The organism is Isoptericola sp. NPDC056573, assembly GCF_042793335.1.
GTDB lineage: Bacteria > Actinomycetota > Actinomycetes > Actinomycetales > Cellulomonadaceae > Isoptericola.
On sequence record NZ_JBHTUY010000008.1, the window covers coordinates 63,165 to 75,855 of the forward strand.

At 72.4% G+C, this 12,691-nt stretch carries 11 protein-coding genes; 2 read left to right on the forward strand and 9 right to left on the reverse strand.

Going from position 1 to position 12,691, the window contains the following annotated elements; genetic code table 11:
• Positions 1-31 precede the first annotated feature (31 nt).
• Positions 32-1,333, reverse strand: a complete 1,302-nt coding sequence (locus ACFQ8E_RS14820; protein WP_430551329.1) for a glycoside hydrolase family 6 protein — start codon at positions 1,331-1,333, stop codon at positions 32-34.
• Between the two features lie 205 nt (positions 1,334-1,538).
• On the opposite strand from ACFQ8E_RS14820, the gene ACFQ8E_RS14825 reads away from it, so the two are divergent.
• Both ACFQ8E_RS14825 and ACFQ8E_RS14830 read left to right on the forward strand, forming a co-directional pair.
• Complete coding sequence (locus tag ACFQ8E_RS14825; RefSeq protein WP_380320948.1) at positions 1,539-1,835, forward strand: type II toxin-antitoxin system VapB family antitoxin; 297 nt, start codon at positions 1,539-1,541, stop codon at positions 1,833-1,835.
• 61 nt (positions 1,836-1,896) lie between these two features.
• Positions 1,897-2,532, forward strand: a complete 636-nt coding sequence (locus ACFQ8E_RS14830) for a LytR C-terminal domain-containing protein (protein WP_430551330.1) — start codon at positions 1,897-1,899, stop codon at positions 2,530-2,532.
• Between the two features lie 22 nt (positions 2,533-2,554).
• Here the strand turns inward: ACFQ8E_RS14830 and ACFQ8E_RS14835 are convergent, their stop codons facing one another.
• From ACFQ8E_RS14835 to ACFQ8E_RS14870, 8 genes are all read right to left on the reverse strand, one after another.
• A complete protein-coding gene (locus tag ACFQ8E_RS14835) occupies positions 2,555-3,913 on the reverse strand; it encodes a uracil-xanthine permease family protein (protein WP_430551331.1) in 1,359 nt (452 codons plus the stop codon).
• Between the two features lie 175 nt (positions 3,914-4,088).
• Positions 4,089-6,785, reverse strand: a complete 2,697-nt coding sequence (locus ACFQ8E_RS14840; RefSeq protein WP_430551332.1) for a Tat pathway signal sequence domain protein — start codon at positions 6,783-6,785, stop codon at positions 4,089-4,091.
• Positions 6,782-7,492: a DUF1961 family protein gene (locus ACFQ8E_RS14845; RefSeq protein WP_430551333.1), complete on the reverse strand. Its 711-nt coding sequence runs from the start codon at positions 7,490-7,492 to the stop codon at positions 6,782-6,784. Before ACFQ8E_RS14845 ends, ACFQ8E_RS14840 begins: the two co-directional genes overlap by 4 nt.
• A complete protein-coding gene (locus ACFQ8E_RS14850; protein ID WP_430551334.1) occupies positions 7,474-8,187 on the reverse strand; it encodes a rhamnogalacturonan acetylesterase in 714 nt (237 codons plus the stop codon). The genes ACFQ8E_RS14845 and ACFQ8E_RS14850 overlap by 19 nt, the downstream gene beginning before the upstream one ends.
• 1 nt (position 8,188) lies before the next feature.
• Positions 8,189-9,142: a carbohydrate ABC transporter permease gene (locus tag ACFQ8E_RS14855; RefSeq protein ID WP_430551335.1), complete on the reverse strand. Its 954-nt coding sequence runs from the start codon at positions 9,140-9,142 to the stop codon at positions 8,189-8,191.
• The gene (locus tag ACFQ8E_RS14860) at positions 9,142-10,116 is read right to left on the reverse strand and encodes an ABC transporter permease (RefSeq protein WP_430551336.1); all 975 of its coding nucleotides are present in this window, start codon (positions 10,114-10,116) and stop codon (positions 9,142-9,144) included. Before ACFQ8E_RS14860 ends, ACFQ8E_RS14855 begins: the two co-directional genes overlap by 1 nt.
• Positions 10,117-10,195: 79 nt before the next feature.
• Positions 10,196-11,743, reverse strand: coding sequence for an extracellular solute-binding protein (locus ACFQ8E_RS14865; RefSeq protein WP_430551337.1), 1,548 nt, complete (start codon positions 11,741-11,743; stop codon positions 10,196-10,198).
• 32 nt (positions 11,744-11,775) lie between these two features.
• Positions 11,776-12,471: a DUF624 domain-containing protein gene (locus ACFQ8E_RS14870; protein WP_430551338.1), complete on the reverse strand. Its 696-nt coding sequence runs from the start codon at positions 12,469-12,471 to the stop codon at positions 11,776-11,778.
• Positions 12,472-12,691 lie beyond the last annotated feature (220 nt).

Below are 12,691 nucleotides of genomic sequence, written 5' to 3' on the forward strand. Positions count from 1 at the left end.
CCGGCCGCCCCGGGCGGCCCGGGCGGCCCGCTCAGGTGAGGGCGGGCACCGCGAGGTCGACCAGCTCGTCCGCCTGCTCCACGAACCACTGCCCGGCGGGCGGGTCCACCGTGCCGCGCTCAGGGTCGAGCGGCCCGCCGGTGCCGCGGAAGCACTGGCCGTCGGACTCCCCCGGCACCTTGATCCACAGGTAGGCGTCCACCAGCGGCTCGCCGGTGTCCAGGGTGGGCCGCAGGCCCAGACCGCGCGCCGGCGGGTTGCACCAGTCCTCGGCGTCCGCGTACACGTTCTCGGACGTCGCCGGGTCCCACGGCCCCCGCCCGTTGCGCGACGTGTCGACGACGAACGGCGTCGTGGCCCGCACGTCACCGAGCTGCTGGGCGTACCGGGAGTCGACGCCGGCCGTGCTCAGGGCCGGGTCGGCCGCGTCGGCCGACCACCGTCCGTACGGCGACATCTCCACGCCCGACCAGCCGTTCGCGGGGCCGCCGTTCCAGTACTGGTTCCCGCAGTCGCCGAACGCCCCGCCCGCCTGGGTGACGAGCGCGAGGCACGACGAGATCCACCGCCCGTACGCCACCGAGTTCTCGGTGTACTGGTAGTTCGAGGCGTTGAGGAAGAACCCGTCCGCGCGCTCGACGCCCGCCTTCAGGAGCCGGTCGGCGTTGTCGCCCACGTTGAGCCACTTGCTGTTGCCGGCGTCGAGGTAGACCTTCGTGCCCGGCAGGGCGCCGAGGGTGTCGACGGCGTGGCGCAGCATGGTGAACCGTTCCGCCGCGGCCGTCGCCGGGTCCGCCTCCTCCGGCTGGCACCACTCCTGGTTCCCCTCGACGGTCGTGTACCAGGGGATGATGCCGAGCCCGTCCGGCTCGAGGACCACGACCGCCCGCTTGTTCCCGATCCCACGTGCGAACCCGTCGATCCACGCGGTGTACTCCGCGAGGGACGTGGCGCCGCCCGCGGAGTACTGCGCGCAGTCTCGGAAGGGGAGGTTGTAGGCGACCAGCACGGGGACCGCCTTGTCGGCGTGCGCGTGCACGACGACGTCCTTGACGTCCTGCCTCACCTCGCGCGGCGTGCCCCCGGTGAACCAGGTCGCCGTGGGGACGCCCGCGAGCGCGAGCGCGTCGTCGCGCGCGTCCCCGGTCAGGCCCAGCTCCTCGACGTGGCCGATCGTCGAGCTGTCCGGGTCCACCCACAGCTGCGGGTCCGGCCGCGGTGGCGGCGCCGCGGACGCCGAGAGCCCGCCCAGGGCGAGACCCGCGGCCGCGGCGAGGACGGCGACCGCCCGGACCGTCGGGCTGGAGGGACGACGAGAGGAACCGAGGACCACGGCGATCTCCTTTGATCGGCGCCCGCGCGATGAGAGCGCTCCCACGCTGCTGTCGGTCCCAGCGTGCCACAGGGTTCCGACCGAGGCCAGGGTGGGCACGCGTCGCAGCCCCGCCGGGCGCCCGTGACGGGATCGTGACGGGATCGTGTCCGTATCGCGAGGCAACGAGACGGCCGGTCACAGGCCCACCCCTACGATGGCAGCCATGATCTTCAAGGCCGTGGGGGACGGCCGTCCCTACCCCGACCACGGGCACGTCACCGCCAAGGACTGGGTGGACGTGCCGCCGCGCCAGGTACGGCTCGACGAGCTCGTCACCACCAAGCGCACGCTGGACCTCGACCACCTGCTCGCGGAGGACTCCACGTTCTTCGGCGATCTCTTCGCCCACGTCGTCGAGTACCAGGGCGTGCTGTACCTCGAGGACGGTCTGCACCGCGCCGTGCGGGCCGCGCTCCAGCAGCGGCCCGTGCTGCACGCCCGGGTCCTCGTGCTCCGGTGACTCCCGCCACGACCGGCGGCGCTCCCGCGAACGTTCCCGCGAACTCGGGTAGTTTCTTCGCGTGACATCACCTGCCCCCGACCCGGTCCGCGAGACGCGCCGCAAGCGCGAGCACGAGCGGCAGGCCGTGGTCTTCGGGCTCATCATCGCGTTCCTGCTGCTCGCGGGCCTGGCGGCCGCCGCGATGTACTCGGGCGCGTTCAGCTCGCCGTTCTCGCGGCCCATCCACACGCCCGTCGCCGAGGCCCCCCAGCCCGAGCCGTGCCTGCCGCAGGTCAAGGGCCAGCCCGACGGCGCCCTGCCCGTGGCGTACTCCAAGGTCAAGGTGCGCGTCTACAACGCCGCCGACGGCAGCGAGCCCCTCGCCGGCGCGAACGAGGACGTTCTCAGCGAGCGCGGCTTCAACATCGTCGACACCGGCAACTGGGTGGAGCAGCTGGGGCAGTCGGAGGTGCGCTTCGGCACCAAGGGCATCACCCGCGCCTACACCCTCGCGGCCCAGTACCCCGACGTCCGCCTCGTGCTCGACGACCGCAAGGGCAACACCGTCGACCTCCTGGTCGGCGAGGAGTACAGCCCGCCGCTCAGCGAGGACAGCGTGCTGCTCGACGCCGAGACCCCGATGAAGGACGCCGAGGGGTGCGAGCCCGCCGACGAGATCACGCCGATCCCCCAGGTGACCCTGCCCAAGAAGTAGGGCCGGGCCACCCGGGCGGACGTCAGTCCGTCACGTCGGCCGCGGCGGGGGCCGACGCCGGCGAGGCCGGCTCCTGGCCGGTGCCGCGCCACCGGGCGATCGCGCGCATGCCGTGGTAGATCACGAGCGCGGACGCGGTGCCGATCGCGATGCCCTCGAAGGTGAGGTCGCCGGCGGCGAACGTGAAGTTCGCGATGCCGATGATCAGCGGGACGGCGGCGGTGGTGAGGTTCACCGGGTTGCCGAAGTCCACCTTGCCCTGCACCCAGATGCGGGCGCCGAGGATGCCGATCATGCCGTAGAGCATCGTCGTCGCCCCGCCGAGCACGCCCGCGGGGATCGTGGCGACGAGCGCGCCGAACTTGGGCGACATCGACAGCAGCAGCGCCGTCGCCGCCGCCACCCAGTACGCCGCCGTCGAGTACACGCGGGTCGCGGCCATGACGCCGATGTTCTCGGCGTAGGTCGTGGTGCCGGAGCCGCCGCCGACGCCCGCGAACGTGGTCGCGAGACCGTCGGCGAAAAGCGCCCGGCCCGCGACGTCGTCGAGGTTCTTGCCGGTCATCGCCGCGACCGACTTCACGTGCCCCACGTTCTCCGCGATGAGCACCAGCACCACGGGCACGAAGAGGCCCAGCACCGCCGGGTCGAACGACGGCGTGACGAAGTGCGGGAAGCCGAACCAGCCGGCCTTCGTGACCGCGGCGAAGCTCACCTGGCCCTGGAGCAGCGCCGCCACGTAGCCGATCACGACGCCGACCAGGATCGACAGGCGGCCGATGATGCCCTTGAACAGCACCGTCACGAGGATGATCGCCGCCAGCGTGATCGTCGCCGTGAGCGGCGCGGCGCGGAAGCCGCTGTCGCACGCCTGCACGATCTCGCCGTCCACGACGGACTCCGTGCAGGTGCCCCAGGCCGCCGGCGCCAGGTTCAGGCCGATGAGCGCGACGATCGTGCCGGTGACGACCGGCGGCATCACGACGTCGATCCAGCGGGCGCCGGCGAAGTGCACCAGCGCGCCGATCGCCGCGAGCACGACGCCCGTGACGAGGATGCCGCCCACGGCCACGGACTCGCCGTGCGAGGCCGTCGCCGCGGTGATGGGGGCGATGAACGCGAAGCTCGACCCCAGGTAGCTGGGCAGGCGGTTCCGTGTGATCAGCAGGAACAGCGCCGTGCCGATGGCCGAGAAGAACAGCGTCGTCGCGGGCGAGAACCCGGTGATCAGCGGCACGATGAACGTGGAGCCGAACATCGCCACCACGTGCTGCATGCCGATGCCGATGGTGCGCGGCCAGCTCAGCCGCTCGTCGGGTGCGACGACGTCGCCGGGGGCGACGTGCCTGCCGTCACCGTGCTTGGTCCAGCCGAGGCTCATGGTGCTCCGTCCGTCGGGCCCGCGTGCGGGCCGTCGTGCTCACCGCTGTCGCTCGCCCGTGAACGTCCGGTGAAGATTGCCGCCGCACAGCGTACTGGCCGGACGCCGAGGTAGTTCACCTCCTGCCGAGGTAGTTCGTGACACGGTGTCACGAACTACCTCGGCGGGACCGGAGCTACCTCGGCGGGAGGCGGTGGCCGACGAGCGCGAGGTTCTGGATCGTGGCGAGGCTGCACTGGGCGGCGTCGTTCGTGGACAGCGTCCGCGCCTCGTCGATCCGCACCAGGGTCTCGGGCGGCAGCACCGGCACGGGGTGGAAGGCCTCCTCCCCCATGAACTCCCCGCCCCGGAAGTAGGCGCGCCACGCGACGTCGGCCAGGGCGTCGTCACCGAGCTGCGCCGCGGCGTACGCGGCGAGGCGCGAGTGCGCCTGCTCGAGGTTCGTGCCCGACGGCGCGACGCCGAGCTCGGCCTCCTGCTCCGCCGGCGTCGCGAGGTACAGGCGGCAGTACTGCAGCCATGCCTCCTTGAAGCCGGGCGCGTCGACGAGGCCCGCGTCGACCAGCGACACGAGCTCCGAGCAGATCTCCACGAGCCCGAAGACCGCGGACAGGTGCGACACGGTCACCCGGTCGCGGTCGGTGGCGAACCGGCCGGTGCCCAGGTCGTACAGCGCCTCGCCGGTGAAGAAGCCGTGCCTCAGCGAGCCGATGTCGGTCATGGTGCCGACCAGCCGGTCGCGCGACCGCTCGTTCCCCGTGGTCTCCCAGTCCGCGAGCCAGGTGGCGGCCAGGGCGCTCCAGTCCGTGCCGAGCCCGACGGCGAGCGCCTCCGGCCGCGGACGGTAGGTCGCGGCGTCGGGCCGCACCTTGCGCGTCGGGTCGAGCCCGAGGAAGCTCCGGTCGGAGTCGCGCAGCTCGAGCATCAGGTCGCGCGTGTGCTCGTCACCCGTGAGGAAGTAGTGCGGCCGCCGGTAGGCCGGCGTCGAGATGCGCACCTGCTTGGCGCTGCACCCCCAGTGCTGCACGTTGTGCCGGCTGCCCAGGCCCTGCCAGGGGCCCGCGTGGTAGACGTCCACGTCCCCCGTGTGGCGGGTCATGCGCTCGGCGAGCCGGAAGACGTCGGCCCTGCCCGTGCGCAGGAACGACGTCCACAGCCACAGGTCCGGCGACAGCTCGGAGTTGTCCCAGGCGTAGCCGCCCACGTCGTAGCGCCACACGTGCCGGTCGGGGTCGTAGGCGTGCATGACGTCGCCGTAGCTCCAGAACCCGTACCAGGACCGCTGGTCCACCTGTCCGACGTAGAAGTCGAGCATCGTGGCGAGCCGGTCCTCCAGCGCCGCCCGCTCGGGGGTGCCCCGGTCGACGAGGTCCCAGTCGCCGAGCACGCGCGCGGCGTGCAGCGCCTCGGGGGCGGGCACGAGCTGGGGCCGGGCCGCGGTGCCCGCGGCGAGGCGGGCCAGCGCGTCGGCGTCGGGCGTGGAGGCGAACGCGGTGACGGTGAGCTCGTGCGTGCGGCCGATGCCGTGCGCGTTCCCGAACCCCGGCTCGTAGTCCTCGTAGGTGATCTCGAGGGCGTCGAGCTGGTCGTCGTACGTGTCCTGGCCGAGGCCGTCGTGGTAGAAGCGCAGGTCCATCGGCGCGGCGTCGGGCGACCAGAGCCAGGTCGTGAGGGAGCCGACGTCGGAGGTCGCGCGCTCGACGTCGATCCCGGTGGGGTGCGACTGCCAGAAGCCGGTGAGCCCCACGGCCAGGCCGCCGCCGGTGTCCCCCAGGTAGCCCAGGCCCTCGGACCGGGTGCCCTGCGCGACGTCGATCCACGGCCGGTCGGGGGCCGTGCGCTTGTGCACGGTGAAGCCGTGGGCGGAGAGCTGGCGCAGCGACCAGGCCTCCCAGGTCGGCACCCACCGCAGGCGCCCGGAGACGCTCTCGTCCCACTCCTCCGGCGGCGGGGTGGCGCGGCCCGCGACCTGCGCGGCACGCACCTCCTCGCCCGGGTCACGACGCAGCCCGGTGATCCCCTGCACCGCCTCGCGCACCAGCCCGCCGTCAGCCCCCGCGAGGCGCACGTGCCGGTCGTAGGGCGCGGCACGCAGCGGGACGTCGAAGCGCAGGCCGAGGGACGACAGGAAGTCGCGCTCGGGGTCGCCGTCCCACACGAACGAGTGCACCAGCCGGAACGTCGGCGCCCCGGCCGCGAGCACCAGCCGCAGCGTGAACGGCAGCCAGGCGGGCGCGCCGTCCTCGTGGGCGCGGTCGACGTCGCGGTGCACGCCCGTCACCCGCACGACGGCGCGCACCGGGCCGGCCTGCTCCACGACGACGTCGCGCACCACGCCCACCGACTCGCGCCGCGCCCGGTGGTCGGGCTCCGGCCGGTCCTGGCGGCTGGACACCAGCCGCCCCGCGCGGGCCACCTCCGCGCCCCGTACCCGCACGGACCGCACGACGTCCGGCCCGGAACGCCCCACGACCACCGTGCACGCGCCGGTGTCCACGACGACCTCGTCGGCGTGCTCCGTCACCGTGACGGCGGGCCCGGTGCCGCCTTGCGCGTCCCTCGGGTCGGCGGCGACCACGCGGTACGACGCGCTGGGCGGCGTCGCCGCGCCGAGCGCGACACCGGACCACTTCACGCTGCCGTCGGGCCACGTCGCGAGCGGCCACGTCTGCGCCGGGACGGTGCGGTCCCAGGCGTCGACGACGGCGAGCGCCGCGGCGTCGCGCACCGCGCCCGGCCGGAACGGGACGCCGCAGGTGACGCCCCCGACCGTGAGGTCCGGCGCGACGTCGTCGAGCCAGCGCAGCGGGACGTCGACCGCCCGCGGGGCGTCGGCGGAGTCGGCGGTGTGGACGGCGGTAGCGGTGGTCATGACAGCGGGGTCACCTCGAGGTTGCGGTAGTGGGCGACGAGCGGGGCCATCTGCCGGAAGCCGATCCGGCCGGCGCCCAGCGGCGCGTCGTCGTGGAACGTGAAGAGGGTGAGGTCGTCGATCGCGAAGGCGACGTCGGCGCCGCGCTTGGTCACGCGCACCCGGTAGGGGCCGTCGGCGTCGTCGGGGCCCGGCAGCGGGTCGGCCCCCTGCGCGACGAGGCGGAAGCCGGGGCTCTTGCGCAGGTTGCAGGTGCGGAACCGCTTCTCGGACGCCCACTTGCGGCGCAGGTAGCTCACGTGGAGCGTCGACACGTCGCCCGAGTGGTACTGCGGGTAGAACCCGGTGCGCTCGGCCAGCGACGGGTCGAAGAGGTCGCGGCCGTCGGTGCCCGTGGCGGCGAAGAACAGCATCGCCAGGCCGTCGCCGGCCAACGGGCGGAAGTCCCAGGAGATCTCGACGTCCGCCGCGAAGACCTCCGGGCACCAGTAGGTGACGTGCGCGTGGTCCCCGCGGCCGTCGGCCACCAGCGCGGCCTCGTCGGCCGTGCTGCGCAGCACCAGGCCGTCGTCGCCGTGCTCGACGCCGACCGGGCCCTCCGCCACCCACCCGGCGAGGTCGGCGGGGTCGGCCAGGGCGTTCCGGTAGGTCCCCGCCACCGTGACGTGCGAGCCGGCGACGGGCGCCGTCACGGCTGCATCACCCACGCCCCGAGCGGCTCCTCGGCGTCGTGCACGCCGTCGAGCGACGCCAGCGCCTCGCCCACGTAGCGGGCGACGGCGCGCGCCCCCGCCGTCGTGAAGTGGGTGTTGTCCTTGCTCAGCGCGTCGTCGACGGGAAGCGCGTCCGCATCGGCCGCGCCGTGCGGGAACAGCGCGGCCGAGGCGTCGCGACCCAGCCACCCGTACAGCCAGCGCGTGAACGCCGTGAGGTCGAGCACCGGCACGTCGAGCTCGTGCCCGAGCGTCCGCACCGCCGCCGGGTAGGGCCCGTGCGACCAGCGCAGCGGCGCGTCGGGGCCGTCGCCGTCGTAGAGGCGGCGCTCGACGCTCGTGGCCAGCACCGGCCGCCCCCCGTTCGCGCGCGCCTCCGCCACGAACTGCGCGAGCCGGTCGGTGTATCCGCCCTCGGCGGCGAGCTCGTCCGGCTGCTTCTGGTCGTTGTGGCCGAACTGGATCACCACCGTGTCGCCGGGGCGCAGCTCGGCGAGCAGCGCGTCCCAGCGCCCCTCGGCGCGGAACGACGCCGTGGTGGCGCCGCCGATCGCGTGGTTGCGGACGACGTCGCCGGTGAACGGGGCGAGCTCGTCGCCCCAGCCCAGCAGGGGGATCGCGGCGTACCCGGAGGTGCGGCCGTGGTCGGTGGGGGCGACGGTCGAGTCGCCCGCGAGGTGGATGGTCATGTCAGCCCTTCACGCTCCCGATGAGCATTCCCTTGGCGAAGTGCTTCTGGAGGAACGGGTAGGCCAGCAGCACGGGGATGGTGGCCACGATGACCACCGCGAACTTGATGCCCTGCGCGGGCGGGGGCAGCTCGGTGCCCATGTCCTGCGCGGACATCGACGCCGAGGCCGTCACCTGCCGCAGGAACATCTGCAGGGTCCACATGTCCTGGTCGTTCAGGTACAGCAGCGGGGACATGTAGTCGTTCCAGATCCCCACCGCGTAGAACAGGGCGAACGTCGCGAGCACCGGCTTGGACAGCGGCACCACCACGTGCCGCAGGATCTGCAGCTCGTGCGCGCCGTCGATCTTGGCGGACTCCTCCAGCTCCTGCGGCAGCTGCTGGAAGAAGTTCTTGATGATGATGAGGCTGAAGGGGTTGATCGCCGCGGGCAGGATCAGCGCCCAGTAGGAGTCGAGCAGGCCGAGCTCCTTGACCACGAGGAACGTGGGGATCATGCCCGCGGAGAACACCATCGTGAACACGACGACGGTCATGATGGTGCGCCGCCCGGGCAGGTCGACCTTCGACAGCGGGTAGGCCATCAGCGCCGTCAGGGCGAGCTGGACGAGCGTGCCGACCAGCGTGACGAGCACGGTGGTGACGAAGGCGCGCACGAACGCGTCCGAGGACAGGATCGAGGCGTAGGAGCCGGTCGTGAACTCGCGCGGCCACAGGAAGAACGGGCGCGTGGTGATCTCGAGCTCGGTCGCGAACGAGCCCGCGAGCACGTACAGGAACGGCAGCAGCGCGAGCAGCCCGACGGCGACGAGCAGCACCACGTTGACGACGTCGAACGCCCGCCCCGCGCGGGTGTTGAACCGCTGGTGCTGGGTGGACGGCTTCGAGGCCCGCCGGGCGCGGGGCGTCGGCACGGGCGCGGGCGCGGGGACAACGGTCTCGGTCGTGGCCATCAGAAGATCCCCTGCTGGTTGAAGCGCTTGGCGAGCCAGTTGGTGCCGAAGATCAGCACCAGCCCGACGATCGCCTTCGACAGGCCCACCGCGGTGGAGTAGGAGTACGCGCCCTGCTGGATGCCGGTGAAGTACACGTACGTGTCGAACACGTCCGCGACGGTGCGGTTGAGCGCGTTGGACATCAGGTAGATCTGCTCGAAGCCGGTGTTGAGGATCTCCCCGGTCTGCAGGATGAGCATGACGATGATCGTCGGGCGGATCGCGGGCAGGGTGATGTGCCAGGTGCGCTGCCAGCGGCCCGCGCCGTCGATGACGGCGGCCTCGTACTGCTCCTGGTCCACGCTGGCCAGGGCGGCGAGGAAGATGATCGTGCCCCAGCCGGTGGACTTCCAGACGGTCTGCAGCAGGATCAGCGGCCGGAACCAGTCCGGGTCGGCGAGGTAGTTCGTCTCGGTGCCCGTCAGGCCGTCCAGGAAGGACGACAGCGGCCCGGTGCCGATCGCGAACAGCAGCGCGGTCAGCGACACGACCACGGTCCAGGACAGGAAGTGCGGGATGTAGACCAGCGTCTGCACCGTGCGCTTGAGCACCGACAGCCGCACCTCGTTGAGCAGCAGCGCCAGCACGATGGTCAGCGGGAACGCGACGAACAGGCTCAGCGCCGCCAGGATCAGCGTGTTGCCCAGCAGCCGCGGGAAGTCGGGGTTGGAGAAGAACTCCTGGAAGTGGTGCCAGCCCACCCACTCGGAGCCCTGGATCCCCAGGAACGGCACGTAGTTCTTGAACGCGATCTGCGCGCCCCACATCGGCCAGATGCGGAACAGCAGGAAGTACAGGATGCCCGGCAGCAGCATCACCAGCAGCCACCGGTAGCGCACCACCCGCGCCCAGCCGCGGTGCGGCCGGCGGGGCGCGGGAGGGGCGGCGGGCACGGGGGTGCCGGCCTGCTCGACGTCGACGACGGCGGTCATCGCAGCCTCCTTCTCAGACGGGGCGCGGGGCCGGGCCGCCGGGCCCGCGGGAGCGGGCCGGCCCCGCGCCGGGAGGGGATCAGCCGAGCTGGCCGTAGAGCTCGTTCATCTCGGCGGTCACGGCGTCGCCGCCGCTGGACTTCCACTGCGCGATCGCGGCGTCGAGGCCCGCCTCGTCGATCTGCCCGCTGATGTACTGGATGCGGGCGTCGGCGATGACCTGGTCGAGCTGCACGCCGTTGGTCATGTAGGTCTCGGAGACGAGCGCCGCCCCCGGGTTGAAGACGGCCCTCTCGAGGTCCTTGGCCTGCAGGTCGATGCGCTCCTGCTCGAGCTCGGCGTCGAACTCCGTCTCGGGCTTGGCCTTGTACGCCTCGTAGCCGGCGATGTTCGTGCCGATCTGCGCCCACGAGCCCGAGACGAGGTCCGTGTAGTCCTGCTTCGACGTGTCGAAGACGGCGAACTCGCCGTCGACCGTGAAGTTGTCGCCCTCGATGCCGTTGTTCTCGAGGATCTGCGCGTCCTTGGCGGCCAGCTTGTCCAGCGCGGTGAGCACCTGCTCGAGCTGGTCCTCCGTCTGCACCGACGCCTTCGGGACCGCGAGGAAGCCGCTGTAGCCGGGCGTCGGGAGCGCGAAGTCGCCGTTCGGGCCGGCGATGTTGCCCTGGAGCGCGACGAACTGGTCGTACGTCTTCGGGTCCGCCTCCTTGAACAGGCCCGCGAGCTGGGAGGCGCGCGACTGGACGTCGATGATGATGCCGCCCTTGCCGTTGACGAACGGCTCGTTCCACTGCGTGGAGCCGTCCCGCGTGGCGTAGTCCTTGTTGACGTAGCCGTTCTCGATGAGCTGCTTCTCGTACTCCAGCGCCTGCTTCCACTCCGGGGTGGTGAACGACGGGACGAGCTGGCCGCCGTCCTCCTTCCAGACGTTGCCCGCGCCGAACCAGGTCTCGATCGCGTCGTACGGGCTGCCCGTGCCGATCGACGCGCCCCAGGCGGGGATGATCATCCCGTAGGTGTCGTCCTTGCCGTTGCCGTCGGGGTCGTCCTCGGTGAACGCCTTGGCGAGCGCCATGAGCTCGTCGGTGTTCGTGGGCTCCTCGAGGCCGAGGTTCTTCAGCCAGTCCTTGCGGATCGTGATGGACGTGCGCACGACGTCGCGGGCCCGGTACACGCCGTAGACCTTGCCGTTGACGCTCGACGCCTCCTGGACGTCCGGGTTCTCCGTGACGAGGTTCGGGTAGTCGCCCGAGGCCAGGTGCTCGGTGAGGTCCCAGAAGCCGCCGGCCTCGGCCGTCTGCACGAAGCCCTGGCTCTTCTGCTGGATCACCATGACGTCGGGGATCTCGTCGCCGGCCAGCACCACGTTGGTGCGGTCGCCGTACTCCGCGTTGGGCACCCACCGCATGTCGAGGTCCAGGCCCGCCAGCTCGGAGAGCTTCGCGCCCACCGGGTCGTCGTCCTCCGGCGGCGTCGTCGAGAAGTACGGCGCCATGATGGACAGCGAGTCGAGCGCCTCACCGCCACCACCGTCGCCGCCGTCGCCGGAGCCGCCGCTGCCGCAGGCCGAGAGCGCGAGGCTCCCGACCGCGAGCAGGGCCAAGGGGGCCAGCCGTCGTGTGCGCATGGTCTTCCTTTCGTCGGAGTGCACGTCGTCGTTCACTCGTCGAGGGGGTCGGTGCCGGCCGGGTGGTCGCCGAGGTGGCGGTCGTTGGCGGCGTAGAAGGACAGGCAGAGGGCCGTGCACAGGTACGCCCACGCGCCGATCGAGACGACGGGCAGGAGTCCGGGCACGAACGCGGTGACGACCCCGACCAGCACCGTCGTCGCCGCGAGCAGGAAGGGCGCCCCGGGGGCGCGCAGCAGGAACGCCCAGGCCAGGCGCGGCACGTCGCCGCGGCGCAGGTCGTAGTGGGCGTCCATCGTCAGGGAGAGCAGCAGGTGGACCACGCCGAGGCCGGCGACGACGGCGAGCGCGACGCGCAGCACCGTGGGCGCGTCGTCGAGCAGGAGCAGGCTCGTGCCGGTGAGCGCGAGGGCCAGCAGGCCCGGCGCCGCGAGGAGGTTGGCGCGGCCGAAGCCGGAGACCCAGGTGCGGACGAAGACGCGCACGGCGCGCTGGGTGTCGCCCCGCAGCCGCGTGCGGCTGACGACGGTCGCCGCCGCCAGCGCGGGCGCGACGCCGAGCACCGCTCCCCCGGCCAGGGTGCCCGCGAGCACGAGGAGGTTGAGCAGGCCCAGGAACGCCAGCGTGTCGACCCAGCCGAACCACCGATCGAGCCGGGCGCCGCCGTCGGCGTAGGCCACGGTGCGCGCCGCGGTCGCGGCGTCCGCGCGTGTGCCCTCGTGCGCCATGGCCCGGTCCCATCTCCGTCGATGTCCGGACACGTCGTCGGCCCGGTCAGCCTCCGGGACGGCGGCGTCGTCGACCCGGTACGGGAAAGCGATTCCCCGCGTTGAATGGATTCACCGTAGGGCTCGGGACTTCACCCGTCAACAGGCGTCTGCAACGTTGAGGTCACGATCGCGCCGAGGTAGTCGAGAACCCCCCGAGGTAGTCGCGATCGCGCCGAGG

Bases quoted from the DNA above. Each gene is read 5' to 3' on its own strand.
- ACFQ8E_RS14855 (WP_430551335.1), bottom strand. From the start codon at position 9,142: ATGGCCACGACCGAGACCGTTGTCCCCGCGCCCGCGCCCGTGCCGACG.
- ACFQ8E_RS14850 (WP_430551334.1), bottom strand. From the start codon at position 8,187: ATGACCATCCACCTCGCGGGCGACTCGACCGTCGCCCCCACCGACCAC.
- ACFQ8E_RS14825 (WP_380320948.1), top strand. From the start codon at position 1,539: ATGATCTTCAAGGCCGTGGGGGACGGCCGTCCCTACCCCGACCACGGG.
- ACFQ8E_RS14840 (WP_430551332.1), bottom strand. From the start codon at position 6,785: ATGACCACCGCTACCGCCGTCCACACCGCCGACTCCGCCGACGCCCCG.
- ACFQ8E_RS14860 (WP_430551336.1), bottom strand. From the start codon at position 10,116: ATGACCGCCGTCGTCGACGTCGAGCAGGCCGGCACCCCCGTGCCCGCC.
- ACFQ8E_RS14870 (WP_430551338.1), bottom strand. From the start codon at position 12,471: ATGGCGCACGAGGGCACACGCGCGGACGCCGCGACCGCGGCGCGCACC.
- ACFQ8E_RS14865 (WP_430551337.1), bottom strand. From the start codon at position 11,743: ATGCGCACACGACGGCTGGCCCCCTTGGCCCTGCTCGCGGTCGGGAGC.
- ACFQ8E_RS14835 (WP_430551331.1), bottom strand. From the start codon at position 3,913: ATGAGCCTCGGCTGGACCAAGCACGGTGACGGCAGGCACGTCGCCCCC.